The organism is Streptomyces sp. NPDC002698 (assembly GCF_042888945.1).
In the GTDB taxonomy this organism is placed as follows: domain Bacteria; phylum Actinomycetota; class Actinomycetes; order Streptomycetales; family Streptomycetaceae; genus Streptomyces.
The window spans coordinates 127540-153307 of the sequence record NZ_JBIAQM010000018.1 but is presented as its reverse complement, the minus strand read 5'-3'; the positions used below and the strand labels follow the sequence as shown (position 1 = coordinate 153307).

Sequence of the window (25768 nt, the reverse complement as noted above, 5' to 3'; positions counted from 1 at the left end):
GCCCGTGCCCGTGCCCGTGCCCGTGCCCGTGCCCGTGCCCGTGCCCGTGCCCGTGCCCGTGCCCGTGCCCGTGCCCGTGCCCGTGCCCGTGCCCGTGCCCGGGCTCGGCGTCCTGTCCGTGCCCGTCCTCGGCGTCGTGTCCGTCGCCGGACCGGCCGGCGGAGGCCTTCCGGTGTTCGCGTACCTCGTACCAGACCGTGGCGAGGGCCGTGACGACGAGCACCACACCGGCCGCGAGCAGCAGGGGCCGCAACCCGGCCTTGACGTAGCGCAGATAGAGATCCGTGATGCTCGCGTGCAGCACCGCCGCGCCGAGGAGGAAGAGCACGGCCGCCTGGGCCTGCCGGTTCACAGGAGCACCGCCCCGATCAGTACGGACATGAGGATCGCCAGGGCGAAGGTGGTGGGCGCGAATCGTGCCGCGAACCCGCGGCCGAACGTGCCGACCTGCATGGCGAAGAGCTTCAGGTCGATCATCGGGCCGACGACGAGGAACGCCAGCCGGGCGGTGAGCGAGAACTGGGTCAGCGAGGCGACGACGAACGCGTCGGCCTCGGAGCAGATCGACAGGAGCACGGCCAGGATCGCCAGGGCCAGGACGGACACCACCGGATTCCCGGCCGCGGCGTGCAGCCAGCTCGCCGGTACGACGGACTTGAGCGTGGCGGCGGCCATCGCGCCCAGCACGAGGAACCCGCCCGCGTGCATGATGTCGTGCCGCACCGAGCCCCAGAACGCGGCCCCCTTGCCGAGGCCGTCGTGCGCGGGGCGGGCCGGTGGACGCAGCCAGTCGGCGCGGCCGAGACGCTGCCACAGCCAGCCCATCGAACAGGCCACGAGGAGACTGGCCACGAAGCGGGCGAGAACCATCTCGGGGTTGCGGGGGAAGGCGACGGCCGTCGCGGTCAGCACGATCGGGTTGATCGCCGGGGCGGACAGCAGGAACGCCAGGGCCGCGGCCGGAGTGACCCCGCGGCGCACCAGCGCCCCCGCGACCGGTACGGACGCGCACTCGCAGCCGGGCAGGACGGCCCCGGCCATCCCCGCGACCGGCACCGCGAGCGCCGGCCGTTTCGGCAGCGCGCGGGCGAAGAACGACGGCGGGACGAACACCGCGATGACCGCGGACAGCAGGACGCCCAGGACGAGGAAGGGCAGGGCCTGGACCACCACCGCGACGAACACGGTCATCCAGCTCTGCATCACCGGTGCGGACAGCGCTCCGCGGATCGGCCCCTGCGACGCGACGACCAGCAACAGGAGCATGGTCAGGGCGAGCGGGGAGTCGAGGTGCCAGCCCTGCCGGGCCTGGTCGTCCGCGTCCTGCCGCCGGACCGGCGGCGGGGCTTCCTTGGTGACGGTCATGCTCGAGGTACCTCCGGTCGGGGAAGGGCGCGGCCGAGTATGCCCTCCCGCCCTGAATACGCCGGTCCGGCCACAGCTTCTCACCGCGTGACGAGGGGATTGCCCGCGCCCGGGGGTTTCTTGACCTTCACCGGCCCGGGGGTGCCGGGGCGCACGGCGCGTGGAGGTCGTGTCACATCTCTTTACGTGGCTGTCATGGACCTGTAGCTTCCGGGCCGCAAACCCTTTCAGGAACTTGCCGGTTCTTCTTGCAACGCAACTCCCCTTCCCCGCAACCGCATCGGAGCCGCCCCATGCGCCGCAGACGTCAACGACCGCCGCTGAGAGTGCTCATGGCGCTCCTGGCGGTGACCGGACTGTCCGGACTCACCCCGCCGGACACGGGAGCCGTCCCCATGGAGAGCACGGCCGCCACCTCCACGACGGCGACCGTCTTCTACTACACGAAGACCAAGAACTGGCCGGCCACCTACCTGCACTACGCCCCGGACGGCGGTTCCTGGACCACCGTGCCGGGAGTGCGGATGGAGGCGGCCTGCACGGACTGGGTGAAGAAGACCGTCGACCTCGGTTCGGCCGCCGGGCTCCAGGCCACCTTCAACAACGGAAGCGGCACCTGGGACAACAACGGCGGCGGCAACTACGCGCTGGGCACGGGCACGATCACCGTCAAGGACGGTGTGATCGCCCACAGCGACCCGTGCGCCGACACCGGTACGGGCGGCGGCAACCAGGCCACCGTGTACTACTCGACCGCCACCTCCGGCTGGACCACGGCCAACATCCACTACGCGCCCACCGGCGGCTCCTGGACGACGGCCCCCGGCGTCGGCATGGAGACCGCCTGCACCGGCTGGTGGAAGAAGACCCTCGACATCGGTACGGCGACCTCGCTCAAGGCGGCCTTCAACAACGGCAACGGCGTCTGGGACAACAACAACGGCACCGACTACGCGATCCCGGCCGGCACCACGACGGTGAAGGACCGGACCGTCACCGCCGACGCCGAGGACCCGTGCGCCGCCGAAGAGCCCGACACCGAGGCGCCGACCGCGCCCACGAAGGTCACGGCGACCGCCACCAGCACCTCGGTGGTCGTGAGCTGGGACCCGGCGACCGACGACACCGCCGTGACGAAGTATCAGCTCACGCGCACGGGCGGCACCAAGGGAAGCGTCGTCACCGACGTCGGCTCGACGGTGTACTCCGACACGGGACTCGAGGAGAAGACCCAGTACACCTACACGGTGAAGGCCGTCGACGCGGCCGGGAACGCCTCGCCCGCCTCCGCCGCGGCCACCGTCACGACCGGGGAGAAGGCTCCCGCGCCGGCCTCGGGGACGCCGCTCGGCACCGACCCGCGCAAGGATCCGATCTACTTCGTCCTCACCGCCCGCTTCTACGACGGGGACAGCTCCAACGACCGCGGCGGCAGCCAGGACGTCAAGTCGGGCAACGCGGCCAACGACGACCCCATGTTCCGCGGCGACTTCAAGGGTCTCGTCGGCAAACTCGACTACATCAAGGCGCTCGGGTTCTCGGCCGTCTGGATCACCCCGGTCGTCCTCAACCGCTCCGACTACGACTACCACGGCTATCACGGCTACGACTTCTACAAGGTCGACCCGCGCCTGGAGTCGGCCGGCGCCTCCTACCAGGACCTGATCAACGCGGCCCACGCCAAGGGCATGAAGATCTACCAGGACGTCGTCTACAACCACAGCTCCCGCTGGGGCGCCAAGGGCCTGTTCACCCCGACCGTGTACGGCGTGCGCGACTCCCAGTGGAGCTGGTACTACGACGAGAAGAACGAGGGCTTCGAGTACGACGGCCTCACCGTCGAGCCCAAGTCCGGGAAGTCGTACTACAACGGCGACCTGTGGTCGACCGCCGAACCCTCCGGCAACACCTGCCTCAACTGGGGCAAACCCACCGGAGGCAAGAGCGCCGAGGGCTACACCGTGTACAACTGCCAGTGGCCCAGCCCCACTTCGGGCATGTTCCCGAAGGCGTACTACCACCAGTGCTGGATCGGCAACTGGGAGGGTGAGGACTCCCGTTCGTGCTGGCTGCACGAGGACCTCGCCGACTTCAACACCGAGAACGCCACCGTCCAGAACTACTTGATCGGCGCGTACGACAAGTACATCGACATGGGTGTCGACGGGTTCCGCGTCGACACGGCCGTCCACATCCCGCGTGTCACCTGGAACCGCCGCTTCCTGCCCGCCATCCACGACCGGGTCACCCAGCGGTTCGGCACGGAGGCCGCGAAGAACTTCTTCGTCTTCGGCGAGGTGGGCGCCTTCGTCAACGACAAGTGGAACCGCGGCTCGGTGAACCACTCGGCGCAGTTCTTCACCTGGAAGGAACGCAAGGAGTACAGCGCGGACGACGTGACGGCGGCGATCGAGCAGTACAACTACGAGGAGCAGCTCGGCACCGGCAGCCAGCCCACCTCCGCCAACGCCTTCCTGAGCGGGAACAGCTACCACACCCCGGACCGCAGCCAGTTCTCCGGGATGAACATCATCGACATGCGCATGCACATGAACTTCGGTGACGCGCAGAACGCCTACAGCAACGGCAAGGACTCCGACGACTCCGTCAACGACGCCACGTACAACGTCGTCTACGTCGACAGCCACGACTACGGACCCAACAAGTCGAGCACCCGCTACAGCGGCGGCACCGACGCCTGGGCCGAGAACATGTCCCTGATGTGGACCTTCCGCGGCATCCCCACGCTCTACTACGGATCGGAGATCGAGTTCCAGGCGGGCAAGCAGATCGACTGCGGGCCGACCTGCCCCCTGGCGACCACCGGGCGCGCCTACTACGGCGGCCATCTCGCGGGGAGCGTCACGGCCTCCGACTTCGGCAAGGCCGACTCCGCGAGCGGTGAGGTCGCGACGACCCTCGCACAGCCGCTGGTCAAGCACCTTCAGCGGCTCAACCGGATCCGCCGGGCGATCCCGGCCCTCCAGTCGGGGCAGTACTCGACGGACGGCATCAGCGGCTCGATGGCCTTCAAGCGCCGCTACACCAGCGGGTCGACCGACAGCTTCGCCCTCGTCACGGTCACCGGCGACGCGACGTTCACCGGCGTCCCGAACGGCATCTACACGGACGCCGTCACCGGCGCGGTGAGAACCGTCACCGGCGGCACGCTGTCGGTGGCCGCGCCGGGGAAGGGAAACCTGCGGGTCTACGTGCTGAACGGCCCCGGAAAGATCGGAACGGACGGGCCCTACCTCAAGTAGCCCGCGGCCGTCGGACACGTACGGAAGCGGCGGTCGCCGTGGTCCCGCCCGGGCGCCCCACGCCCGGGCGGGACACCTCGGCCGCCGCCACCGCACCCGGCGGGGCCCAGGATGAATGGCGTGCGGAGCGCTGGGTACGCGACCGTCGACATGCCCGGGAGCGAGACCGGCCCGGGTGGCCGCCCGCCCGCCACGATCCGGGGATCTGCCATGGACACGCCCTTGAACAACAACCACCCCGCCGCACCCGCGGTGACACCCGCGCAGGAGGCGCTGGACACCCTCGCCGTGGACACCGACGACACCGCCGCGCTGGACACCCTCGCCGGCAGCGACGTCCTGGTGCCCGTGCCGGACGACGCCTCGGACGAGGACATCGCCGATCCCCACGCCGTGGCACTGCCCGTCCTGGACGATCCCGAAGGCGGACAGGTGGTTCCGGTGTTCACCTCGGAGCTGGAGCTGACCGAGCTCCTGCCCTCCGTCTCCCGCTACCGTCTCGTGCCGCTGGCCGCGCTCGCCTCCCAGTGGCCCTCGGGCGATCTGGCCCTCGTCATCGACGCGGCCTCACCGCACGGCCTCACGCTCACCTCCGAGGGAGTGCGCACGCTGCTGGCGCGGTAGCGGCGCGGTGGGCGGCGGCACGGTCGGCGGCGCGGGGAACCTTCCGCTCCCCGGCGCCGCCGGGCTGCCGGACGGAGCGGAGGCGTGCTGCGGCGAGGCCTGGGAGAGAGCCGTGGGAAGGACGGGGCGGGTGGATCAGCCGTTCAGCATGCGGGCGAGCGCGGACCGCTGAAGGGGGAGCACCTCGGCGTGCAGTTCGCGGCCCTTTCGGGTGAGGGCGACCCATACCCCGCGGCGGTCCTCCTGGCACATGGTGCGTTCCACCAGGCCGTCCTTCTCCAGCCGGCCGATGAGACGGGACAGCGCGCTCTGGCTCAGATGGACCCGGTCCGCGATGTTCTGCACCCGGCAATGCTCGCCGGGCTCCGCGACCGTCTCCGATACGAGGATGTCCAGGACCTCGAAGTCGCTGGCTCCCAGGCCGTGCGGGTGCAGCACGCGGTCGATCTCGCACATCGTGCGGGCGTGCACCGAGAGGATGTCCCGCCACTGGTCCTCCAGCCGGGAACCGGGCGTCTTCGTTGCCATAACTGAACGGTAACAGAGATCCGGCCATTAGTTGAGCGTGCAATTAGTGTGCCTGCATCCAGTCACCCGCGACACCCCCGACGCCCGTACCGCCTCCGGCCTCCGCGCCGCCCGTACCACCCGCGGCACCCGCGGCATCTTCGGCCTCCGCGCCGCCCGCCCCGCCCGTGCCCCCTGTCAGGTGGTGGGGTCCTCGATGAGCCCGTACTGGTTGCCCTCCGCGTCCTTCACCGACGCGACCAGCCGGCCGTCGCCCACGTCCTGGAGCTCCTGGAGCGTCTCGGCGCCCGCTTCGAGCAGGGCCGCCAGGGTCGCCTTGATGTCGTCGACGTGCCAGAAGGGGACCGGGCCGGTCAGGCCCTTGGAGTGGCCGTTCGGGTCGAGGCCGACATCCTGGCCCGCGTCCTTGAAACCGACGTAGTACGGCTCGTCCACATAGGGCTCCACCCCGAGCAGCCGGGTGAACAGGGCCTTCGCCTTCGCGATGTCCTTGACGGGGTAGATGATGGTCTTGACTCCGGCGGTCATCTCGACTCCTGTGCGGTGCGTGGCGGCCGTGGCGGCCGGCTGTGGTGCCGTCGGCGATCCGGCGGCCCTTTCACGCTAAGCCGGGGCGGGCGGGCGCGGCTTCTCGAATCCTGACCGGTGCGGCTCTCAGGTGGACTCGCGGCGCACCAGCTCCGTCGGAAGGATCACCGCCGCCGGATCCTCGCCGCCGATCTGGGCGAGGAGGACCCGGACCATCTCGGAGCTGATGCGGTCCCAGGGCTGGCGGATGGTGGTGAGGGCCGGGGTCGCGGCGGTCGCGGCGGGGGAGTCGTCGAAGCCGCCGACCGCGACGTCCTCCGGGACCCGGCGGCCCGCCTTGCGCAGCGCGGTCAGCACGCCCTGGGCCATCAGGTCCGACGCGACGAACACGGCGTCCATGTCCGGTGCGCGGTCCAGGAGCTGTTCGGCGCCCGCCTCACCGCTGGCGCGGCTGTAGTCGCCGGAGGCGATGAGACGGTCGTCGGCCTCGACGCCCGCCTCGGCGAGCACTTCCCGGTAGCCCGCCAGACGCTCGACACCGCCGGGGGTGTCCAGCGGGCCGGTGACCATGCCGATCCGGCGCCGCCCGAGGGAGAGCAGGTGCGTGACCATGTCCCGGGCGCCGTCGCGGTCGTCGGCGGCCACATAACTCACCTTGGAACCGAGTCCGATGGGCTTGCCGCAGGCGACGAGCGGCACGCCCGCCTCGCGCAGCTCCTCGGCGACCGGATCGCCGGAGTGGCTGGAGACCAGCAGCACCCCGTCGACGTGGCCGGCCGTGATGTACCGCGTGATGCGCCGCCGCTCGTCCTGGGTGCCGGCGAGCATCAGCAGGAGCGGCACGTCGTGCGCGGCGAGTGCCTGGGTGCAGCCGCGCAGCAGGACGTTGAAGTTCGGGTCCTCGAAGAACCGCTCCTGCGGCTCGGTCAGCAGGAAGCCGACCGAGTCGGACCGTCCGGTGATCAGTGAGCGGGCGTGCCGGTTCACGACGTAGCCCGTCCTGCGGATGGCGGCGTTGACCGCCTCCGCCGCCGAGGGGCTGACGTAGTGCCCGCCGTTGAGCACACGCGAGACGGTGCCCCGCGAGACACCCGCCTCACGCGCGACGTCGTGGATCGTCGGCGGCCTGCGCCGGCCCCCCGTGTTGCTCATGGTCACGACTTTACGGCTCCTGACAGCAGGTCGAGGCTCCAGAAGCGCTGGACGACCAGGAACAGCGCGACCAGCGGGATGATCGCCAGCAGGGCGCCGGTGATGACCAGGGTGTACAGGGCCGGGGTGTTGGAGCCCTGTTCGAGGAGCGTGAACAGGCCGAGGGTGATCGGGAACTTCTCGTCGTCGCTGAGCATGATGTAGGGGAGCAGGAAGTTGTTCCACACGGCGACGAACTGGAACAGGAACACCGTCACCAGGCCGGGCACCATCATCGGCAGCGCGACCCGGGTGAAGATCCGCCACTCGCCGGCGCCGTCCATCCGGCCGGCCTCGACCACGTCACCGGGGATGGCCGCGGCGGCGTAGATCCGGGCGAGGTAGACGCCGTACGGGGACAGGACGAGCGGCAGCAGCACGGAGGCGTACGAATCCGTCAGGTCCGCCTCGGCGAGGAGCAGGTACTGCGGGATCGCGAGGATCACCGGCGGCATCAGAACGCCCGCCAGGAGGACGCTGAAGATGGTCTCGCGGCCCCGGAAGCGGTAGATCGCGAGCGCGTAGCCGCTGATCGCCGAGACGGCCGTCGACAGAAGGGCGCCGAGACCGGCGTAGAGGGCGGAGTTGCCCATCCACTTCCAGTAGATGCCGTCGCGGTAGGCGTTGAGGTCCGTGACGTTCCGGGTGAAGCCGGTGCCCGGCAGGAACGTGAACGTCGAGAACAGCTCGCGGCCCGACTTGGTGGCGGCGATCACCACCCAGGCCACGGGCAGCAGACAGTAGAGCGCGCCGAGCAGCAGGGTGAGGGTCGGGACCAGGGCGATCCGGCCGCGCGGGGGCGGCCCTTGGGCGGTGCCGGGGGTGGTGCCCGCGGCCGGCGCCGCCTTGCGGACGGCAAGAGAACTCATCGTGCTTCCTCCTGCTTGGTACGGGAGTTCGCGGCGCGCAGGAAACCGAAGGACAGGACCAGCGTGGCCACGGCGATGATCACTGCCTCGGCGGCGGCCGCGTAGATGTCACCGGTGTTGAACGCGTCCCGGTAGACCTTCATCAGCGGACTCCAGGTCGTGGAGACGGAGTTGGTGAGAGGCTTGAGGGTGGTCGGCTCGCTGAACACCTGGAGCGTGGCGATGATCGAGAAGAAGAAGGTGAGCACCAGGGAGGGCGCCACCATCGGGATCTTGATCCGCAGGGCGGTCTGCAGCGGGGTGGCGCCGTCCAGCTTCGCCGCCTCGCGCACCTCGGCCGGGATGGCCTGGAGCGAGGTGTAGATGACGATCATGTTGAAGCCGGTGCCGCCCCAGACCGCGATGTTCGACAGCGCGAGATACAGCGGGCCGCCGTCCAGCAGGTTCGGCTGGGGCAGTCCCAGCTTGTCGAGGACGAAGTAGAAGGGGCTGACGTCCGGGAGGTAGAGGAACCCCCACAGCAGGGCGGCCACGACGCCCGGGATGGCGTACGGCAGGAAGATCGCGAGCCGGGTGAAGGGGGCCAGGCGTACCTTCTCCGCGTCGAGCATGAGCGCGAAGAGCAGCGCGAGGCCGAGCATCACCGGCACGACGATGGCGCCGTAGCCGGCCACGCGCAGCGCGCCGTCGACGAGTTCGCTGTCGGTCAGCGCGTCGGTGTAGTTCCCGATGCCCGCCCAGACCTCCTTGCGGGCACCGGCGCCCAGGCCGAGGCCCTTGACCTGGACCTTGTGCAGGCTCAGCCAGATCGCGTAGCCGATGGGCAGCGCGAAGAAGAGGACGAAGAGGATCGTCGCGGGGAGGAGGAAACCGTACGGGGCCCCCTTGACCCCGTACGGCTTCCGGCGTGCCTCGGTCACTGAGCGACCCCGAAGCCCTGCTTCTTCAGGTCGGCGACGGTGGCGTCCTGCATGCTCTTCAGGGCGGCACCGAAGTCCGACTTGTTCTTGGCGGCGGCGCCGAAGGCGTCGTTGAAGGTCGTGTAGGCGACGTTCACGTTCGGGCCCCACGCGGACGGGGCGGTGGTCTTCGCGATCTCCGAGGCCTTGGTGTAGAAGTCCGGCTGGTTGGAGAAGAAGGCCGGCGGCTGCGCGAACGCGTCACCGCTCTGGGCGCTGGTGGAGGCCGGGTAGATGCCGCTCTCCTTCGCCAGCGCGGCCACCGCCTGCGGGTCGGTGTTCAGCCAGGCGGCGAACTTCGCGGCGGCCGCCTTGTGCGGGGAGTCCGTGGTGACGGCCGTCGAGGAGCCGCCCCAGCTGCCGGTGACGTTCTCGCCGGCCGACCACTGCGGCAGCGGGGCCATCGCCCACTTGCCCGTGGTCTGCGGGGCCGCCGTGGTCAGGGTGCCGGGTGCCCACACCGCGCTGACCCAGGCGATCTGCTTGCCGGTGTTCAGCGCCTTGTTCCAGGCCGGCTGGTACATCGGCTGGTTGTCGATCGCGCCCTCCTTGACGAGACCGCCCCAGAAGTCGGCGACCTTCCGGGTGGCCGCGTCGTCGATGCCGACCTTCCACTTGTCGCCGGAGGTGGTCCACCACTTGGCGCCGGCCTGCTGGGCCAGACCCGCGAACAGACCGGAGTCGTTGGCGGAGAAGGTGGTGAGCGCCTTGTCCGGGGCCTTCTTCTTCAGCGCGCGGGCGGTCTCGGCGAACTGCTCCCAGGTGGTCGGAACGGTCAGGCCGTACTTCTTGAACAGGTCCGCGCGGTAGTAGAACATCATCGGGCCGATGTCCTGCGGGATCGCGTAGACCGCGTCCGTCCCCAGTGTCGTCTGCTGCCAGACGCCGTCGGCGAACTTGGTCTTCGCCTCCTTGGACTCGGCGGCTATGTCGGCCAGCGCGTCATTGCTGACCAGGGTCGGCAGCGCCTGGTACTCGGCCTGGACCAGGTCCGGTGCCTTCTTCGCCTTGTGCGCGGTGAGGATCTTGGTGACGAGCGTGTCGCCGGACGCCTGCTTCTTCACCGTGACGGTGATCTGCTGCTTCTTCCCCGGCCCCTTGTTCCAGAGGTCGACGACCTTGTCCATGCCCGGCGCCCAGGTCCAGAACGTCAGTGTCGCGGGTCCGGACTGGGATTCGCTCTTGTCGTCGTCGGACGAGCCGCAGGCGACGAGCGAGGTGGCGCCGAGGACGACGGCGATGGTGCTGGCCACGAGGCGGTTGTGCTTCGTGTTGGGCATGGAACGTTCTCCCCTGACCTGGGCCTCCGCCTGCTGCGGAGGCCTGCCCTGTTCTTGCGCGATTCGCTTGCGGGGGTGCGCCGGCGGTACCGGTGACCGCGAGCGCGCACCGGGCCCCGGGGCCCTCACGCGCTCGCCTGCCGACACCTGAGCGTCCCTTCGGCTCACTCGCGGTGCTTCTGTGAGCGTTCACAGTAGAGAAACATCCCGGACACTTGTCAATGGTTGTTGCTGTGCGGTTATGTTGGGCTCACGCCGCTGGCGTTGTGTGTGCACGTTCCCAAATGATCGATTACATGGGAGAGATCCATGCCGGAGACCAACCCCAAGGGCCTCACCGGGCTCGCCTTCGGTGGGGACTACAACCCCGAGCAGTGGCCGGAAAGCGTCTGGCCCGAGGACGTCCGGCTGATGCGGGAGGCGGGCGTCACGATGGTGAGCGTCGGGATCTTCTCCTGGGCCCTGCTCGAACCGGCCCGGGGCACCTACGAGTTCGGCTGGCTGGACCGCGTCCTCGACCTGCTCCACGAGAACGGCGTACGCGCGGACCTGGGCACCCCGACCGTCGCACCGCCCGCCTGGTTCTACCGCGAACACCCCGAGGCGCTCCCCGTGGCCGCCGACGGCACCCGCTACGCCTTCGGTTCACGCGGCGCCATCTGCCACAGCAACGACCACTACCGCGCCGCCGCCGCCTCCATCACGACCCGGCTCGCGACCCGGTACGCCGACCACCCCGCCCTCGCGCTGTGGCACGTCCACAACGAGTACGGCGTCCCCGTCTCGGCCTGCTACTGCGATTCCTGCGCCGCGCATTTCCGCCGGTGGCTGACCGGCACCTACGGGAGCGTCGACGAGCTCAACGAGGCCTGGGGGACGGCCTTCTGGGGGCAGCGGTACACCGGCTTCGACCAGGTCGACCCGCCGCGCCTGACCCCGACCGTCGGCAATCCGGCCCAGGCGCTGGACTACAAGCGGTTCGCCGACGCCACCATGCGCGAGAACTTCGTGGCCGAACGGGACATCCTCCACCGCCTCGCGCCGGGCGTCCCCGTCACCACCAACTTCATGACGGCCCTCAGCCAGTGCGACTCGGTCGACTACTGGGCCTGGGGCCGCGAGGTCGACCTGGTCACCAACGACCACTACCTGATGACCGACGGCCGCCGTACCCACGTCAACCTCGCGATGGCCGCCGACCTCACCCGCTCGGTCGCCGGCGGCGCGCCCTGGCTGCTCCTCGAACACTCCACCTCGGGCGTGAACTGGCAGCCCCGCAACCCCGCCAAGGCGCCCGGCCAGATGGCCCGCAACTCGCTGTCCCACGTGGCCCGCGGTTCCGAGGGCGCCATGTTCTTCCAGTGGCGGCAGTCCCGCAGCGGCGCCGAGAAGTTCCACTCCTCGATGCTGCCGCACGCCGGCACCGACACGCGGGTGTGGCGCGAGGTCGTCGAACTCGGCGCGTCCGTCGACTCGCTGGCCTCCGTCAAGGGCACCCGCACGGTCGCCGACGTGGCCGTCCTGTGGGACTGGCAGTCCTGGTGGGCGCAGAGCCTGCAATGGCGCCCGAGCGAGGACCACGACGCCCGCGAGCGCGCCGACGCCTTCTACGAGGCCCTCTACGACCGTCACCTCACCGTCGACTTCGCCCACCCGGAAGCCGACTTGTCGGCCTATCCCCTTGTCGTCGTACCCGCCCTCTACCTGATGACCGAGGCCGCGGCGGACAACCTCAGGGAGTACGTCGACAGCGGCGGTACCCTCCTCGTCTCCTACTTCTCCGGCATCGTCGACGAGCACGACGCCCTCCACGAAGGCCCCCATCCCGGCGCCCTGCGGGACGTACTCGGCCTGACCGTCGAGGAGTTCTCCCCGCTGCTCCAGGGGGAACTCGTCCGGATCACCGGGCCCGACGGCTCCGAACTCACCGGTGACGTGTGGACCGAGTTCGTGGTGCCGCGCGGTGCCGAGACCGTGTGGACGTACGCCGACGGGCTCACCGCCGGGCATCCGGCGGTCACCCGGCACCAGAGCGGTGCGGGCTCGGCCTGGTACGTGTCCACGCGCCTCGCGGCCGAGGGACTGGACGCCCTGATCGGCTGGGTGGCCGACGACGCGCGCATCGCGCCGCGCGCCGATCTGCCCCGCGACGTCGAAGTGGTGCGCCGTACCGGCGAGTCCGGCACCTACGTCTTCGCCGTCAACCACACCGCGTCCGACGCCAAGGTGCCGCTGGACGCGCACGGCACCGAGCTCCTCACGGGCGAACGCGCCGCCGGCCGGCTCGCGGTCCCGGCGGGCGCGGTACGGGTCGTACGCCTCGACGGCTGAGCGGGCACGGTCCGCAGGGTTCGTCCTTCCCCGCGGCCGGTCCCGACCAGCTCGTCCCGCATGAGCGTTGACCGGGTCCCGGCGCGACCGGAGGCGGGTCCGGGCCTCATCCGGGCCTCGGGGCGACCGCCCGCCCGAGGCAGGGGGCCGCCCCGGTGGGATCAGGTCAACCGGCTTTCATCGCAAGGGGTGTGCCCGGATCCGTGTCCGACCGGGCGTGGTTGCGCGGACTTTGACCAGGCCGACCCGGCGGACACGGGTCGGCGCCCGTTTCGACCGCACCAGCCGTACCAGTCGCACTGGTCGCACCTCCGGCACCGGTCGTCCGGACCCGTGCGGGCACGCCCGGTCACCCTCCGGGCCCGCGCTCCCGGCGACCGCACCGAGTCCTCCGGGTCACCACCCGGCGATCCCCCGACCGGCAGGGCCGCACGGCCCGCCGGCCGCTTCAACCGCCGCCCGTGTCACAGAACTCGGCGGCGCCCCGACCCCCCTCCGCCCGTGCGAGCCGTGAAGCCGCGGGCGGAGGGGTTCGCCCCCGGATCCACCCCCGGATCCGCCGGGCACCTCTCCCCACCACGTCGAAGGGACGACGGACGATGATGTTCCATCCCAGACGCACACTCAGGGCCCTGCTGCTGCCGCTCGCGGCCGGGCTCGCCCTCACCGCCCTCCCCGCGCAGACCGCGCAGGCGGCGAGCACCCTGACCAACGCCGGATTCGAGGCCGACGGGACCGGCACCGCCGTTCCCAGCGGCTGGTCGGAGTCCGGCACCGCCGCCGCCTCGTACGTCGAAGCCGGTGGCCACGGCGGGAGTTACCGCCTCAGCCACTACTCCGCCTCGGCCTACAAGGCGGAGACCTACCAGACCCTCACCGGGCTGACCAACGGGAACTACAAGCTCACCGCGTGGGTGCGCTCGGGCGGCGGACAGAACTCCGCCTACCTCGCCCTGAAGAACTGCGGCGGCACCGAGCAGCGCACCGATCTGCCCGTCTCCGCCGGCGGGTGGATCCACCTGGTCGTGCCCGTCTCCGTGACGAGCAACCAGTGCACGGTCAGCGTCTACTCCGACGCCAACGCCGGAAACTGGATCAACGTCGACGACCTGACGTTCACCTCCGGCACCACCGGACTGACCGTCAAGGGCTCCGACATCTCCTCCCTCGCCAAGAGCGAGGCCTACGGCGGGGTCTACAAGACCAGCTCCGGCACCACCGGCGACGCGCTCGCCATCCTCAAGTCCTCCGGGATGAACTACGCGCGACTGAAGGTCTGGGTGAACCCGGCCGACGGCTACAACAACAAGGCCCGGGTCCTGGCGACGGCCAAGCGCATCAAGGCGCAGGGCATGAAGCTCCTGGTCGACTTCCACTACTCGGACACCTGGGCCGACCCCGGCACCCAGACCAAGCCCGCCGCCTGGGCCGGACACTCGTACAGCCAGCTCAAGACGGACGTCTACAACCACACGTACGACGTCCTGAACGCCCTGAAGGCGCAGGGCACCACGGCCGACATGGCGCAGATCGGCAACGAGATCAACGGCGGCATGCTCTGGTCCGAGGGCTCCACGGACAACTTCGCGCAGCTCGCGGGACTGCTCAACTCCGGCTACGACGCGGCCAAGGCGGTCAGCTCCTCGACCGTCGTGGCCCTGCACCTCGCCAAGGGCGGCGATCTCACCGGTACCCGCTGGTGGTTCGACACCGCCCTCGCCAACGGCGTGAAGTTCGACGCCATCGGCCTGTCCTACTACGGCTACTGGCACGGTTCGCTCTACGACTTCCAGACCACCCTGGACGACGCGGCCTCCCGCTACGCCAAGCCGGTCTTCCTCGCCGAGACGGCCTACCCCTTCCGTCTCGACAGTGACGACGCGCTCGTCAACCAGATCGACACGACCGCCGAACTGGTCTCCGGCTACGCGGCCACGACCAGCGGGCAGTCCAACTGGCTGCGGGACGTCATGAACATCGTGGAGGCCGTGCCGAACGGCCGCGGTCTCGGCGTCTTCTACTGGGAGGCCACCTGGACGGCGGTCACCGGCAACGGCTGGGACCCGGCCGACTCCGCCTCCGGCAACGGATGGGAGAACCAGGCCCTGTTCGGCTTCGACGACAAGGCGCTTCCGGCCATGTCCCTGTTCGGTCACCGCTGAGCGGCGACGGGGTCCGGCCGCCGGTGCGGCCGGGCCCCGTGCGTTTTCCGAGCCGTCCGGCTCCGGCCAGGGTCGCCGGAAGGCAGTGCGTGCCCCCGCCGGCTGCGGGACAGTGGCGGGAGACCGTCACGACGGAGGGGGACGACATGCTCAAGGGGCCCGGCGGCGGGCAGAGACTGGACATCCTGGAGTGGTTGCGCGACCCCGTGACGCACTTCCCGCACCGGCGCCCCGCCGACCTCGTCGAGGACGGCGTCACTCCAGAGGCTCTCGCCGTCAAACTCGGAGTGAGCCGGGCCGTGGCACGCACCCACCTCGACCTCCTCACCGGAGTCGGTCTGCTGCGGGCCAGGAAGGTGGGGCGACGGACCTACTACCGCCCTGACGAGTACCGTATCGCCGAAGTGAGCCACTACTTCGAGAAGGGCTGGTAGGCGCGTGGGAGACGGGTCCAACACCGCGGCGGTCACCGCCCTTTCGCCCCGGCGCGCGGTGTCGCTCGGCGGCCGCGGCCCCGAGGACGTGGTGGCCGACACCCGGGGCGGGGTGCTGACCGGTCTGGAGGACGGCCGCATCGTGCGCGTCGAAGGCCTCGGCGACCCCGCCCGTACCGGTGTCAAGGTCGTCGCCGAGACGGGCGGCAGGCCGCTCGGCCTCGAACTCCTTCCGGACAACGCTCTGTTGGTGTGCGATGCCGAACGCGGACTGCTGCGGGTCGGGCTGGAGGACGGAGTGGTCCGCGTCCTCGCCGACCGGGTCGCCGGAGTACCGCTGCGCTTCTGCAGCAATGTGGTCGCCCTCTCGGACGGCACCGTGTACTTCACGGTCTCCAGCCGGAGTTACCCCCTGAAGCAGTGGATCGGCGATCTCGTCGAGCACACCGGATCCGGCTGTCTGCTGCGCCTCGCGCCGGGGGAGAAGGAACCCGAAATCCTCCTGGAAGGGCTTCAGTTCGCGAACGGTCTCGCCGCCTCGGCCGACGAGTCGTTCCTCGTCCTCGCGGAGACCGGCCGGTTCCGTCTCGTCCGCTATTGGCTCACCGGGCCGCTCGCGGGCCGGTCCGAGACCTTCGCCGACGACCTCCCCGGCCAGCCGGACAACCTCTGGCGTGCCCCGGACGGCCCGATCTGGGTGGCCCTGGCGGGCCCCCGCGTCGGCGCCCTGGAACACCTGCACCGCCGGGGCCCGGCCGTCCGGCGCGCCGCGGCCCGGATCGCGGTGCGCGCGCCCTTCAGACCGCCGGGCACCACGGGTGTCCTCGCGGTCGACGACGACGGCACCGTCCTGCACCACCTGGAGAGCCGCCGAGCACGGTTCCGGATGGTGACCAGCGTCTGCGAGTGCGACGGCCGGCTGATCCTCGGGAGCATCTGGGAACGGGGCCTCGCGGTCTGCGACCTCCCGGGCGCCACCGGCTGAGCGTCCGGGCCTTTCGGGGAAAGGGCCAGGTGCGCGCGGCCCGCGTGCCCGGCGTTACCCTGGTCACCGGCCGCGGTCTTCCAGCGCGGCGCGGCGGTGGGGCCCGCCGTACCCGAACCGTGGCACGGATGCCGCCGACGGTCCCTGCTTGCGATGCCGTGCGCCCGCACCGGCCCGGCGAGTAGGAGCCCGGAAACATGACAGTCCCGCACCCCGAGCGCGTCGGCGAGTCCGGTACGCCCGCGCGCACGGCGTCCCCCTGGCACGGCCAGGGCCCGGTCGTCGCGGCGGTCTCACTGGGCGGCGCCGTCGGCGCCTCGGCCCGCTACGGCGCGGGACTGCTGTGGCCCACGCCGGACGGCGCCTTCCCCTGGACCACGTTCACGATCAACGTCGTGGGCTGCGCCGCCATCGGAGCGCTCATGGTGCTGATCACCGACATGCGGGCGGTGCACCGCCTCGCGCGCCCCTTCTTCGGCACCGGGGTCCTCGGCGGCTTCACCACCTTCTCCACGTACGCCGTCGACATCCGGAACCTGGTCGGCACCGGCCACCCGGGCACCGGGCTCGGCTATCTCGCCGCGACCCCGTGCGCGGCCCTCGCGGCGGTGTGGCTCGGGACGACGACGGCCCGCCGCGCCCTGGCACTGAGGCGGCGATGACGGTGAACTGGCTGCTGGTGATCATCGGTGCCGCGGTCGGCGCTCCCCTGCGGTATCTGACCGACCGGGCGGTACAGGGGAAGCGCGATACGGTCTTCCCCTGGGGCACCCTCGTCGTGAACGTGACAGGGTGCCTGATCCTCGGTCTGCTGACCGGTGCCGTCTCGGCGGGGCAGGTGTCCGGACACCTGCAGCTGCTGATCGGGACCGGCCTGTGCGGGGCGCTCACCACGTACTCGACGTTCTCGTACGAGACCCTGCGGCTGACCGAGACAGGGGCGGCGTTCTACGCTGCCGCCAACGTGATCGTGAGCGTGACGGCGGGCCTCGGCGCGGCGTTCGCCGGGGTCTCGTTTGCCCAAGCTTTGTGGACCTAGGTGTCGGACGTCCGCGCGTATAGGTAACACTGTCCCCTGCACCGTCTACAGCACTGTCGACCAACTTTTCAGAACTGGATCCCATGAGCGTCATCAACGTCGGTCAGGCCGTCGTCCTCGGAATCGTCGAGGGGGTGACCGAATTCCTCCCCGTGTCCTCGACCGGCCACCTCAAGATCACCGAGGGCCTGATGGGAATCCCCGTCGACGACGACGCCGTCGTCGGCTTCTCCGCGGTCATCCAGGTCGGCGCGATCGCCGCCGTGCTCGTGTACTTCTTCAAGGACATCGTGCGGATCGTCTCCGCCTGGGGACGTGGTCTGCGCGACAAGAACGAGCGCCACAGCCACGACTACAAGTTCGCCTGGTGGGTCATCTACGCGACGATCCCGATCGTGGCCGTGGGTCTCGGCGCCAAGAGCCTCATCGAGGGTCCGCTGGCCTCCCTGTGGGTGGTGGCCGGTTCGCTGATCGTCGGCAGTGGCGTGATGTGGGCGGCCGACCAGATGGGCCGCCACAAGCGCGGTGAGGACGACGTCTCGTTCAAGGACGCGATGCTGGTCGGCAGCTCCCAGATCCTCGCCCTGCTCTTCCCGGGCTTCTCCCGCTCCGGCGCCACCATGTCGACGGGCCTCATCCTCGACCTGGACCGCGTCGCCGCCACCCGGCTCTCCTTCTTCCTCGGCATCCCGGCCCTGACCGGCGCGGGCCTGTACGAGCTGAAGGACGCCCTGGGCACCGGCGTGGGCGCCGCCCCGCTGATCACCGGCACCGTCGTGTCGTTCGTGGTCGCCTACGCCTCGATCGCCTGGCTGCTGAAGTTCGTCGCCAAGCACTCCTTCAACGCCTTCGTGATCTACCGCATCGTCATCGGCGTGCTGCTCTTCGGGCTGCTCGGCACGGGCGTCATCGACAGCTGACACCGCTCCGGGCGCCGGTGCGAACCGGCTCCGGGCACGAGAGGTCCGCTCACAGGGGGCGCGAAGCCGGAATCCGGCTCCGCGCCCCCTGTGCTGTTACCCGCACCCCGTCCGAGCAGGACGCCGGGCCGCGGGACGGGGCGGACGGCACAATGGCGATCATGCCCGGGAAATCGCCGTACCCGTCCTCCCACACCTTCCAGCCGATCCTGGAGCGCGTCGCCACCGAGATCGCGCAGACACCGGGACGAGGGAGGCCGGCCGACTACATCCCGGCGCTGGCCGCCTGTGATCCACGCCGCTTCGGCATGGCCGTCGCGGAGCTCGACGGCACGGTGTACGGCGTGGGGGACTGGCGGCAGCCGTTCTCCACGCAGTCCATCACCAAGGTCTTCACCCTCGCCCTCGACCTGGCCCGCGAGGGCGACGCCCTGTGGGAGCACGTCGGGCGGGAGCCCTCCGGCAACCCGTTCAACTCCCTGGTCCAGCTCGAGTACGAGAACGGCATCCCGCGCAACCCGTTCATCAACGCCGGAGCCCTCGTCGTCACCGACCGGCTCCAGACCCGGACCGGCGACGCGGCCGGCGTCCTGCTGGAGTTCCTGCGGGCCGAGAGCGGCAACGCGGAGCTCGGCTTCGACCGGGACATCGCCGCCTCCGAGACCGCGAACGGCGACCGCAACGCGGCACTCGCCCACTTCATGGCCTCGTACGGCAACATCGACAACCCGGTGCCGGACCTGCTCGACCAGTACTTCCTCCAGTGCTCGATCGCCGCCTCCTGCGCCGATCTCGCCCTCGCCACCGGATTCCTGGCCCGGCACGGCATCCGGGCCGACGGCGGCCGGCTGCTCTCCCGGAGCCAGGCCAAGCAGATCAACGCGATCATGCTGACCTGCGGGACCTACGACGCCGCGGGCGACTTCGCCTACCGGGTCGGGCTCCCCGGCAAGAGCGGGGTCGGCGGCGGCATCATCGCCGTCGTGCCCGGCCGGTGCACCCTGTGCGTCTGGAGCCCGGGTCTCGACGAACGCGGCAACTCGGTGGCCGGGGTGGCGGCCCTGGACCGCTTCACGACCCTCACCGGCCTGTCGGTGTTCTGAGGCGCGCCCCACCACACGGAGGTCACGCTCCTGACCCCGCCCGGAGAGCGCCACGTCGCCTTCCGGCCACCCGGCGTTGACACGCTTGCGGAGTGTTGGCCATGGCTTTCCCCGTCGATCTCCGCCGCTGCCAGGCTCTGGGCCTGGCCGGTACCGCCGTTCTCGCGCTGGGCGGCGAGACCGCCGGGGCCCTGCCCGCACGGGACCTCCTCGCCCCCGGGTCGGGGAGGGCCGTACTCGGCCTGGTCGGGGTGTACTTCGGTGTCGTCCTGCTGATAGCCGCCTGGGCGCTGCTGGGTACCGTCGTAAGCGGGCCCGAACCGCCGACTCCGCGTGCCCTGCTGCTCGTTCTGGCCACCTGGGCGGCGCCGCTGCTGCTCGCGCCACCGCTTTTCAGCCGGGACGTCTACAGCTATCTCGCGCAGGGCGCCATGGTCGACGCCCATATCGACGTCTACGCCTACGGCCCCGCGAGGCTCGGCGGCCCGCTCGCCGACGAGGTGGCGCCCGTGTGGCAGACGACGACGACCCCGTACGGCCCGGTCTTCCTCGCCGTCGCCCGCGGACTGTCGTCGCTGACCCGCGGGGAGATACCTGCCGGACTCCTCGGCATGCGCGTGGTCGCCCTGCTCGGTGTCGCCCTGATGGCGGCGGCCCTGCCCCGCCTCGCCCGGCACAGCGGCGCCGATCCGGCCGCCGCACTGTGGCTGGGCGCGCTGAACCCCCTGGTCCTGCTGCACCTGGTGGCCGGTGCGCACAACGACGCCATCATGCTCGGGCTGCTCGGCGTCGGCCTGGTGGCCGCGCGCGGCCGATGGCCCGTCGCGGGCATCGTCCTGGTCACCCTCGCGGCCCTCGTCAAGGCGCCCGCCGCGCTCGGCCTGGTGGCGGTGATCGCGCTGCGCGGGCGCGGGCAGGGGCACCGGGGCATCGCGCGGGCCACGGCGACCACCGTCGTGGTCGCGGCCGCCACGACCGTCGCCGCGACGGCGGTGGCCGGTACGGGCTACGGCTGGATAGCCGCCCTGAAGACCCCTGTCTCACCGCACAACTGGTCACCCACCAGCGTCCTCGGGCGCGCCACCGGCGCCCTTCTCCAGAAGCTCGGCAGCGGACTCGCGCCGTTCGCGATGCCCGTCTGGCACGCCGCGGGACTCGTGGTGACCGTGGGACTGCTGCTGTTCATATGGCTGCGGCTGCGCCCGCACCCGGTCTACGCGCTGGGCCTGAGCCTGGCCGCGGTGGCGCTGTTCGGTCCGGCGATCCGGCCGTGGTACGCGCTGTGGGGCCTGTTCCTCATCGCGGCGGCGGCGCCCACGGGCTCGGTGCGCGGCCGGGTCGCGGCCGCCAGCGCGGTGCTCGCGCTCGCGGTGCTGCCCAGTGGGTCGCCCGCGGACGCCGGACAGGTGATCCTCGCCGTCTCCGGAGGCCTGCTCGCACTCGTCGTGCTCCTGCAGGCCCGCCAGGCGGCACAGCCGCAGGCACCGGGACTGGAGCGGACGGCATGACGGACGGCACGACGGACGGCACGGAGCGCGGCACGGCCCCGGGCGGGACGAGCGGTACGGGGGAGACGAGCGGTGCGACCAGGACGAGGGCGATGAGCACCAGCGGCACGAGCGGCACGAGCGGCACGAGCGGCACGGCGACGGGAGCGAGAGCGCCGGGTGCCGGGCGGGTTTCCGGCGGTATGGCGGCGCTGCTCGCCACCGACCGCCGGCGACTCCTCCTCGTCCTCGGACTGGCCGTCGTCGTCGGCGTGTTCACGGCCACCGTGCCCCTGCTGCGCGACTGGTTCGACCTGCGCGTGTACTACGGGGCGGTCGACACCTGGGTCCACCACGGCGGCAGCATCTACGACTACCGGGTGCCGGGAACGACGTACGGCTTCACCTACCCGCCGTTCGCGGCTCTCGGCATGCTGCCGATGGCCCTGGTCGGGCTGCACACGGCGATCGCCGCCGCCCTGCTGCTCAACCTCGCCGCGCTCACGCTGGTCACGGGCATCCTGGCCGGGCCCGAACTGCGCCGCTACCGCTGGTTCGGCTGTGCTCTGGCGGCCTGTCTGCTGGCCCTGCTCGAACCGGTCCGCGACACCTTCAGCTTCGGTCAGGTCAACCTGGTGCTGCTCGCCCTCGTCCTGAGCGACGCCTGGCTGCTGTCGCGCGGGCGGGGCCGCTGGGCGGGCGTCGGCATCGGCCTCGCCGCGGCGGTCAAGCTCACTCCGGCGCTGTTCATCGTGCTGCTGCTGCTCGGCCGCCGTCGGCGTGCCGCCGGTGTCGCCACGGCCGTCGCCGGGGCGGCCACCGCACTGGCGGCCTGGGCGATGCCGGACGCCTCGCGCTTCTACTGGACCGACGCGCTGTGGGACACGACCCGCATCGGGCGTCTGGACTATGTCTCCAACCAGTCGCTTCAGGGGGTGCTGGCACGGCTCGTGGCACCGCAGGAGCCGAGCGGGGCGCTGTGGGCGACGCTGGCCCTGCTGGTCCTGTGCGTCTGGGCGCGGCGGACCTCGCGTGCTCTCGCCGACGAGGACTGGATCGCCGCCTTCGCCCTGACCGGGCTGGCCGCCTGCCTCGTCAGCCCGATCACCTGGGTGCACCACCTCGTCTGGCTGCTGCCGTCCTTCGCCGTGCTGCTGCGGCGGCGTCGGCTGCGGGTCGCGGCGGCCCTGTACGCGGTGCTGTGCAGCAGCGTGGTGTGGCTGTGGTTCGACGACGCTTCGGGCCTCGACGGCTTCCTCGGCAGCAACACGTACGCGTGGATCACACTCGGGCTCCTGCTGTGGCTGCCGGTGGGTCAGCCGCGCCCTGAGCGGCCCGCCTTGAGCCGCAGGGCCAGTGCTACGCCCGCCGCCCCCAGCACGGCGGCACCGGCGATCTCGGCCGCGCCGGACCAGCCGAGCCCCTGGTCCTCGGGGGGCGCGGCGGCCATCGGCCGTGCGCTGTTCACGGGCTGGGCGGTGTCGGGCCGGGCGGTGGCCGCGGGCCGGGCCGCGCGATCGGGGCGAGCGGCGGGGGCGGAGGGTCCGGCGGGGGCGGAGGGTCCGGCCGCGGGGACGGCACGCGTGTCGAGCAGCGTCCCCACGGGATCGACACGGCCGGCCGCCGCGAAGCCCCAGTCGAGCAGCGCGCGCGCCTCCTCGTACACGGCCAGTCCGCCGCCCGCCTGAGGGTTCATCACCGTGACGACGAGGGTGCGCGTGCCGTGCTTGGCGGCGGCGACCAGGGTGTTGCCCGCGTTGGTGGTGTAGCCGTTCTTGACACCGATCAGACCCGGGTACCGCTCCACCCCGTTGGCGCCGGTGAGCAGCCGGTTGGTGTTCTGGATCCCGTACGTGGCGCTGCCCTCGCCGGGGAACATCGCCTCGGGGGTGGAGCAGTACCGGGCGAAGTCGGGGTTGCGCAGTCCGGCCCGCCCGAACACCGCCAGGTCGTACGCCGACGAGACCTGCCCGGGTGTGTCGTACCCGTCGGGCGAGACGACGTAGGTGTCGTTCGCGCCCAGGGAGCGGGCCTTGGCCTGCATCTGGGCGGCGGTGCTCGTCCAGCCGCCGTTCATCGAGGCGAGCACGTGCACGGCGTCGTTGCCGGAGTTGAGGAAGACACCGCGCCACAGGTCCGCCACGCGGTACGTGATGCCCTCGGCCACGCCGACCATGCTGCTGCCGGCGCCGATGCCCTCCAGTTCCCGCTCCCTGACGGTGTGCAGGGTGGTGCCGGGCAGCATCGGCAGGACGGTGAGGGCGAACAGGGTCTTGAGGGTGCTCGCGGGCGGCAGTCTGCGGTGGGCGTTGTGCGCGCCGAGGACGTCGCCGGTGCGGGCGTCGGCCACCACCCAGGACAGCGCGGAGACGTCGGGGGCCTCGGGCGCGTCGGCCCGGGGCCGTACCTGTGTGCCTTGCTGATAGAGCGTCGAAGGCGGAGGCGCGGCGGGCCGAGGCGCCCCGGGGCCCGCGTCGGCGAGCGCGGTGGCCGGGCTCTGTGCCGCGGCCAGCAGACCGGCCGCGCAGACGGCGGAACAGGTCAGGGCGGCACGCGCGACCGCGGAGTGAGAAGCGACGGTCCGGAATGAAAATCCGATGGTCATACCGCAAACGTAGGAACGGACGCGGGACACGCCGGGGTGGCCGGGCCGAGCGGCGCCGTCGAGCACCCGGATGCCGCAAGCGCGGCGGGTCAGGACAGCGGCGGGTCAGGACAGCAGGGTGGGCTGGATGTGGCGCAGGAAGGTCGCGTTGTCCGGTGTGGCGCGCAGCCGCTCCAGGAGCGTTTCCAGGCCGGTCTGCCCGTCCCGGGTCAGCAGGGCCCGGCGCAGCCCTCGTACCGCGGTCGACTCGGCCGCCGACAGCAGGAGTTCCTCGCGGCGGGTGCCGGAGGAGGTGATGTCGACCGAAGGGAAGACCCGCCGGGCGGCCAGGGTCCGGTCCAGTCGGAGCTCCATGTTGCCGGTGCCCTTGAGCTCCTCGAAGAAGAAGTCGTCGGCGCGGGAACCGGTCTCCACCAGGGCGGTGGCGAGGATGGTGAGCGAGCCGCCCTCCTCGGCGAGGCGCGCCGCGCCGAAGACCCGCTTGGGGCCCTGGAGGGCGGCGGCGTCGACTCCGCCGCTGAGGGTGCGGCCGCCGGCGGCGGCCGCGTTGTTGTGCGCCCGGCACAGCCGGGTGAGCGAGTCGAGCAGGATCACGACGTCCCGGCCCGCTTCGACGAGCCGCTTGGCCCGCTCGACGACGAGCTCGGCGAGCGCGATGTGCTGCCTGGGCGTCTGGTCGAAGGTGGAGGCGTAGACCTCGCCGCGTACGGAGCGCCGCATGTCGGTGACTTCCTCGGGCCGCTCGTCGAGCAGCACCACCATGAGATGGCATTCGGGGTGGTTGCCGGCCACGGCGGCGGCGATCTGCTGGAGCAGTACCGTCTTGCCGGTCTTGGGCGGGGCGACGATCAGGCCGCGCTGGCCCTTGCCGACGGGCGCGACCAGGTCCATGAGCCGTCCGGCCGGTCCGCTCGCCGGGTGCTCCAGCCGGAGCCGGTCACGCGGGTGCAGCGGGGTGAGGTCGCCGAAGTGCGGGCGGCGGCGCAGTTCTTGGGGGGTGCGGCCGTTGATCCGCTCGACCTCGGTGAGGGTCCGGGACCCGCCGCGGACACCTTCCACGGTGTCGCCCTTGCGCAGGCCGTGACGGCGGATCAGCGCGGGGGAGACCTGGAGGTCGTCGGGTGACGGAAGGAGGTTCGGGGAGCGCAGGTGCCCCTTCCCGTTGCCGTCGATGTCGAGGACACCGGTGGCGGTCCGGGCCTGGGGCAGCTGCTGTACGGGAGGGTGTTCGAGTGTGGTGGTGGTCATGGGGTGTCCTCTCGGGGACGGGATCGCATGGGTGTGCGTGAGGAAGGGGGAGGCCGCGAAGGGAGGGCGCGGAGCGCGCCTCGGTGCGGCGGGAACATCACCTCGGACACGGCGGGAAGGATCCCGGTGGTGTGCGGGAGGTGGTGCCGAGAAGCCGGTCCGTCCGTCGGAATCGACGGTGTGACGGCGGGAGAAGGGAACTGACACCGGCGCCTGAAGGAGGAGGCGTACACGAGTGCTGACCGCAGATTACCACGAGTGAGGCGGGTTCGGGTGTGATCCGCGCCTCAGGGGCGGGCGTGCGGCGCCCGGCGCCGCGTCGCGCGATCGGCCGCGGGCCGTCCGTGCCGGGGTGTCCTCCACGGCCCGCGCTCGGGTCCGACGCCGACGACATTCGTAGATCCGTACGGTTGGCCGGACGGGCTCCGGCCAGGGTCACGGAGTCCCCATAATGTCCCGTACCTGCTGATGTCGATGCGGGGCACGGGATACACGGGGGGTGTCCCTCGTCTACGAGAGCGGTGCGCCGGCCCTGTTCGGGCGCACGGTGGGGAAGCGGGCGGTCGGCCCGCGCGTGGTCAGCAAGGAAGGCGGAGCGCGCCCGGGCCCGCGCGGAGTGCTGAGGGCGCTGGTCTTCTGGGTGCTGCACGGATTTCCGTGGCTCGTCCTGGTCCGGGTCGTGGACCTGGTCCTGTTCCTCCGGGCCGGACCGCAGCGCCCGCTCCTGGCCGATCGGTTCGCGGGGACCAGGGTGGTCCCGAACGAGGACGGCGGCCACTGACGTCGCCCGGATGCTCTCCACGGGGTGGGGTGGCGGGGGCGCGGGCCGGCGGGAAGCGACAGTCCC

The 25768-nt window shown here is 71.3% G+C and carries 21 protein-coding genes and 2 pseudogenes; 13 read left to right on the top strand and 10 right to left on the bottom strand.

Translation table 11 applies throughout. The features are described from left to right. Positions 1-352, bottom strand: a pseudogene (locus ACFYW9_RS24840) (hypothetical protein); the annotation flags it as partial. Next, on the bottom strand, positions 349-1365 hold the full coding sequence (locus ACFYW9_RS24835; RefSeq protein WP_351865587.1) for a permease: 1017 nt from the start codon (positions 1363-1365) through the stop codon (positions 349-351). The gene ACFYW9_RS24835 and the pseudogene ACFYW9_RS24840, both read right to left, overlap by 4 nt. A gap of 293 nt (positions 1366-1658) precedes the next feature. Between ACFYW9_RS24835 and ACFYW9_RS24830 the strand changes: the two genes are divergently transcribed. After that, positions 1659-4628, top strand: coding sequence for a carbohydrate binding domain-containing protein (locus tag ACFYW9_RS24830; protein WP_389154273.1), 2970 nt, complete (start codon positions 1659-1661; stop codon positions 4626-4628). Between the two features lie 210 nt (positions 4629-4838). Beyond that, entirely contained in the window at positions 4839-5252 is a 414-nt protein-coding gene (locus tag ACFYW9_RS24825) for an SseB family protein (RefSeq protein ID WP_389154270.1), read from the top strand. Positions 5253-5387: 135 nt separating this feature from the next. On the opposite strand, the gene ACFYW9_RS24820 is transcribed toward ACFYW9_RS24825, so the two are convergent. From ACFYW9_RS24820 to ACFYW9_RS24795, 6 genes are all read right to left on the bottom strand, one after another. After that, complete coding sequence (locus tag ACFYW9_RS24820) at positions 5388-5780, bottom strand: MarR family winged helix-turn-helix transcriptional regulator (protein ID WP_389154267.1); 393 nt, start codon at positions 5778-5780, stop codon at positions 5388-5390. Positions 5781-5957: 177 nt separating this feature from the next. After that, positions 5958-6308, bottom strand: a complete 351-nt coding sequence (locus tag ACFYW9_RS24815) for a VOC family protein (protein WP_389154264.1) — start codon at positions 6306-6308, stop codon at positions 5958-5960. Between the two features lie 126 nt (positions 6309-6434). Beyond that, positions 6435-7466: a LacI family DNA-binding transcriptional regulator gene (locus tag ACFYW9_RS24810; RefSeq protein WP_389154261.1), complete on the bottom strand. Its 1032-nt coding sequence runs from the start codon at positions 7464-7466 to the stop codon at positions 6435-6437. Beyond that, the gene (locus ACFYW9_RS24805; RefSeq protein ID WP_389154258.1) at positions 7463-8368 is read right to left on the bottom strand and encodes a carbohydrate ABC transporter permease; all 906 of its coding nucleotides are present in this window, start codon (positions 8366-8368) and stop codon (positions 7463-7465) included. Before ACFYW9_RS24805 ends, ACFYW9_RS24810 begins: the two co-directional genes overlap by 4 nt. Next, complete coding sequence (locus tag ACFYW9_RS24800; RefSeq protein WP_389154255.1) at positions 8365-9288, bottom strand: carbohydrate ABC transporter permease; 924 nt, start codon at positions 9286-9288, stop codon at positions 8365-8367. The genes ACFYW9_RS24805 and ACFYW9_RS24800 overlap by 4 nt, the downstream gene beginning before the upstream one ends. Next, positions 9285-10607, bottom strand: a complete 1323-nt coding sequence (locus tag ACFYW9_RS24795) for an extracellular solute-binding protein (RefSeq protein WP_389154252.1) — start codon at positions 10605-10607, stop codon at positions 9285-9287. The genes ACFYW9_RS24800 and ACFYW9_RS24795 overlap by 4 nt, the downstream gene beginning before the upstream one ends. A 309-nt stretch (positions 10608-10916) precedes the next feature. On the opposite strand from ACFYW9_RS24795, the gene ACFYW9_RS24790 reads away from it, so the two are divergent. From ACFYW9_RS24790 to ACFYW9_RS24745, 10 genes are all read left to right on the top strand, one after another. Further along, the gene (locus tag ACFYW9_RS24790) at positions 10917-12938 is read left to right on the top strand and encodes a beta-galactosidase (protein WP_351865569.1); all 2022 of its coding nucleotides are present in this window, start codon (positions 10917-10919) and stop codon (positions 12936-12938) included. Between the two features lie 602 nt (positions 12939-13540). Next, positions 13541-15100, top strand: coding sequence for an arabinogalactan endo-beta-1,4-galactanase (locus tag ACFYW9_RS24785; RefSeq protein ID WP_389154329.1), 1560 nt, complete (start codon positions 13541-13543; stop codon positions 15098-15100). Positions 15101-15246: 146 nt separating this feature from the next. Next, on the top strand, positions 15247-15534 hold the full coding sequence (locus ACFYW9_RS24780) for an ArsR/SmtB family transcription factor (RefSeq protein WP_389154248.1): 288 nt from the start codon (positions 15247-15249) through the stop codon (positions 15532-15534). 4 nt (positions 15535-15538) lie between these two features. Beyond that, positions 15539-16519: an SMP-30/gluconolactonase/LRE family protein gene (locus ACFYW9_RS24775; RefSeq protein ID WP_389154245.1), complete on the top strand. Its 981-nt coding sequence runs from the start codon at positions 15539-15541 to the stop codon at positions 16517-16519. A gap of 197 nt (positions 16520-16716) precedes the next feature. Further along, positions 16717-17181, top strand: coding sequence for a fluoride efflux transporter CrcB (gene crcB / locus ACFYW9_RS24770; RefSeq protein WP_351865562.1), 465 nt, complete (start codon positions 16717-16719; stop codon positions 17179-17181). A gap of 2 nt (positions 17182-17183) precedes the next feature. After that, positions 17184-17558 (top strand): fluoride efflux transporter CrcB, encoded by a 375-nt coding sequence (crcB, locus tag ACFYW9_RS24765; protein WP_389154325.1) that lies wholly within the window; start codon positions 17184-17186, stop codon positions 17556-17558. A gap of 83 nt (positions 17559-17641) precedes the next feature. Then, the gene (locus ACFYW9_RS24760) at positions 17642-18478 is read left to right on the top strand and encodes an undecaprenyl-diphosphate phosphatase (protein ID WP_351865560.1); all 837 of its coding nucleotides are present in this window, start codon (positions 17642-17644) and stop codon (positions 18476-18478) included. 161 nt (positions 18479-18639) lie between these two features. Next, a complete protein-coding gene (locus ACFYW9_RS24755; protein WP_389154241.1) occupies positions 18640-19581 on the top strand; it encodes a glutaminase in 942 nt (313 codons plus the stop codon). Between the two features lie 101 nt (positions 19582-19682). Beyond that, positions 19683-21089 (top strand): polyprenol phosphomannose-dependent alpha 1,6 mannosyltransferase MptB, encoded by a 1407-nt coding sequence (mptB, locus tag ACFYW9_RS24750; RefSeq protein WP_389154238.1) that lies wholly within the window; start codon positions 19683-19685, stop codon positions 21087-21089. Positions 21090-21271: 182 nt separating this feature from the next. Next, entirely contained in the window at positions 21272-22756 is a 1485-nt protein-coding gene (locus ACFYW9_RS24745; RefSeq protein WP_389154321.1) for a glycosyltransferase 87 family protein, read from the top strand. 11 nt (positions 22757-22767) lie between these two features. Here ACFYW9_RS24745 and ACFYW9_RS24740 read toward each other — a convergent pair. Continuing rightward, positions 22768-23673 (bottom strand): annotated as a pseudogene (locus ACFYW9_RS24740) (D-alanyl-D-alanine carboxypeptidase family protein); the annotation flags it as partial. A gap of 105 nt (positions 23674-23778) precedes the next feature. After that, positions 23779-24921: a transcription termination factor Rho gene (gene rho, locus ACFYW9_RS24735; RefSeq protein WP_389154235.1), complete on the bottom strand. Its 1143-nt coding sequence runs from the start codon at positions 24919-24921 to the stop codon at positions 23779-23781. Between the two features lie 499 nt (positions 24922-25420). Here rho and ACFYW9_RS24730 point away from each other — a divergent pair, with 499 nt between their 5' ends. Beyond that, positions 25421-25702 carry an RDD family protein gene (locus ACFYW9_RS24730; RefSeq protein ID WP_389154232.1) on the top strand — a complete coding sequence of 94 codons (282 nt, stop codon included), beginning with the start codon at positions 25421-25423 and terminating at the stop codon, positions 25700-25702. Positions 25703-25768: the final 66 nt, after the last annotated feature.

Coding starts and splice junctions, on each gene's coding strand:
- ACFYW9_RS24815 (WP_389154264.1), bottom strand. CDS start 6,308: ATGACCGCCGGAGTCAAGACCATCATCTACCCCGTCAAGGACATCGCG.
- ACFYW9_RS24830 (WP_389154273.1), top strand. CDS start 1,659: ATGCGCCGCAGACGTCAACGACCGCCGCTGAGAGTGCTCATGGCGCTC.
- ACFYW9_RS24760 (WP_351865560.1), top strand. CDS start 17,642: ATGAGCGTCATCAACGTCGGTCAGGCCGTCGTCCTCGGAATCGTCGAG.
- ACFYW9_RS24785 (WP_389154329.1), top strand. CDS start 13,541: ATGTTCCATCCCAGACGCACACTCAGGGCCCTGCTGCTGCCGCTCGCG.
- ACFYW9_RS24790 (WP_351865569.1), top strand. CDS start 10,917: ATGCCGGAGACCAACCCCAAGGGCCTCACCGGGCTCGCCTTCGGTGGG.
- mptB (WP_389154238.1), top strand. CDS start 19,683: ATGGCTTTCCCCGTCGATCTCCGCCGCTGCCAGGCTCTGGGCCTGGCC.
- ACFYW9_RS24795 (WP_389154252.1), bottom strand. CDS start 10,607: ATGCCCAACACGAAGCACAACCGCCTCGTGGCCAGCACCATCGCCGTC.
- ACFYW9_RS24825 (WP_389154270.1), top strand. CDS start 4,839: ATGGACACGCCCTTGAACAACAACCACCCCGCCGCACCCGCGGTGACA.
- ACFYW9_RS24755 (WP_389154241.1), top strand. CDS start 18,640: ATGCCCGGGAAATCGCCGTACCCGTCCTCCCACACCTTCCAGCCGATC.
- crcB (WP_351865562.1), top strand. CDS start 16,717: ATGACAGTCCCGCACCCCGAGCGCGTCGGCGAGTCCGGTACGCCCGCG.
- rho (WP_389154235.1), bottom strand. CDS start 24,921: ATGACCACCACCACACTCGAACACCCTCCCGTACAGCAGCTGCCCCAG.
- ACFYW9_RS24835 (WP_351865587.1), bottom strand. CDS start 1,365: ATGACCGTCACCAAGGAAGCCCCGCCGCCGGTCCGGCGGCAGGACGCG.
- ACFYW9_RS24745 (WP_389154321.1), top strand. CDS start 21,272: ATGGCGGCGCTGCTCGCCACCGACCGCCGGCGACTCCTCCTCGTCCTC.
- ACFYW9_RS24820 (WP_389154267.1), bottom strand. CDS start 5,780: ATGGCAACGAAGACGCCCGGTTCCCGGCTGGAGGACCAGTGGCGGGAC.
- ACFYW9_RS24780 (WP_389154248.1), top strand. CDS start 15,247: ATGCTCAAGGGGCCCGGCGGCGGGCAGAGACTGGACATCCTGGAGTGG.
- ACFYW9_RS24805 (WP_389154258.1), bottom strand. CDS start 8,368: ATGAGTTCTCTTGCCGTCCGCAAGGCGGCGCCGGCCGCGGGCACCACC.